This window comes from Streptomyces sp. NPDC057565 (assembly GCF_042801455.1).
GTDB lineage: Bacteria > Actinomycetota > Actinomycetes > Streptomycetales > Streptomycetaceae > Streptomyces > Streptomyces yanii.
The window spans coordinates 1-1,686 of the sequence record NZ_JBHVFU010000170.1 but is presented as its reverse complement, the minus strand read 5'-3'; the positions used below and the strand labels follow the sequence as shown (position 1 = coordinate 1,686).

The 1,686-nt window shown below is 65.7% G+C and carries 1 protein-coding gene; it reads left to right on the top strand.

From position 1 onward, the window contains the following. Positions 1-96: 96 nt before the first annotated feature. Positions 97-759 carry a DUF4328 domain-containing protein gene (locus ACFU8W_RS52415; RefSeq protein WP_384052983.1) on the top strand — a complete coding sequence of 221 codons (663 nt, stop codon included), beginning with the start codon at positions 97-99 and terminating at the stop codon, positions 757-759. Positions 760-1,686 lie beyond the last annotated feature (927 nt).

Here is a 1,686-nt window from a genome sequence, read left to right as displayed (position 1 = left end):
CGCACCCCCTACGACGAAGCGACCGCCTGGTCACACCACGCACACCCCCATGCCACTTGACGTCAAACGGCATGGGATGTCTGATCCGGCACTAGGGTGCCGCGCGGGCAGGCCCGGTTTGCCTGCGGCGCGCTTGCCGCGTTCGCGCTGGTGACTGTCGCGGCCGGGCTGGCAGCGTGGCACAAGTACCAACTGTTGGCGGGACCGCTGGTGCCGAAACCGTACGTCGACAACCCATTGGTCGAGGTCGACACATATTTCAGAAACTTGATGGGCTGGCGGACGGGGCTGCTCCTCGCGGCCCTGTTCCAGTTCAGTATCTGGCTCGCCAACATGCGCGACCTCGCGGATGTGCTCTGGCGCCAGGGACAGCGTCGGCACAGGGCGTGGCTGGTCTTCGGCTGGGTGATACCGCTGGGGCAGCTCTTCATACCCAAGATGTTTGTCAACGACCTGTGGGCTGCCAGCCGGCCGGAATCTCAGCGTCGTCGCGGACATCCCCTGCTCACGGCATGGTGGCTGTCCGTCCTCGTCGCGGCGAACGCATACAACGATGCCCCCAAGGCATTGAAGAAGGCGGTCACCGCTAGCCAGGCTCGCGATGCCCTGCGCCAGATCATGTTCAGCGATGGTCTGGACATCTGTGCCGCTGCGCTATCGATCGTCGTCGTGTGGCAGCTCATTCGCAGGTTGGAGCGCGCCACACTGACTGCGATGGCGCCTGCTGAGGTCTGCCCGACGGGCCAAACGAGATCCTGATGAGGATCCTTGGGCATTTGCATGCCCACGCGGTCGCTAGAGCGGCTTTGGGCTGGAGCTGCCCCCCGACGAGCGATCACAGCCTCTCGACCCACCACTCACCCCGGCTCCCATCCCGTCCGCTGTCGACCCACGCACCGTGGAGCGGGCGTGGTTCAGGGCGTCAAGGTGGAGCGCGCCACTGTACGAACGACCTTGACGCCCTGGGCCGCGACTGCTCGGCTCTGCCTGGGACGAAGGCGGACGGGATGGGAGCCCCACGACGCACGCCACGCTCCGGCCGGCACTCGCGAGCGGCGCCCCCTCCATCCCGGAGTCTGAGCGCCCCCGCCGGAGGCATCATCTTGAAGCCGCGGGCTTGGTTCTCGACTCATGCCCTTCCGGGCTTATCTCTCGTGGGCGCGCGTCGGCGGCGGCAGCGCCGAGCGGGCCGAAGGCAGGAGCGCGGGCGCAGCCAGAGCCGGGAAGCGCGCCCGGCGGAGCGGAGCGCAGCCGGGTGCTTGATGAAGTAGAGAAACTCTTACCGCGCTCGCCCAGTGACGGCTTTCAAGACCGCTTTGCCAAGTCAATCCTCAGCCCCATGACCTCGGACTATGCTCCAAAACGGTCCGATCGACCGCAGGCTTGGCCACAGGTTGGCCGCGAGCCCCTTCTCCGCGGCCAAGGCGGCACCTTGGGCGGCGCACGCTTTCCAAGCTGTCGGATCTTGTTCCGTGACCGTCCGAGGCTGTCCGCCGAATGCTCATCTCCGCAGCTCATCAGGCATGGCGGACAGAACGACACCACCGCGGACATCCACGGATCGAGTACAAATGAGACTGCAACTGAGACTCGTGTCAAGCCCCGGGTTTGATGGAGAGTGGATTAGCTGTTTTTCAGGGTGAGTTCTGGGGTGGTCGTTGGGGTGTGGCGGGCTTCGAACTCGGC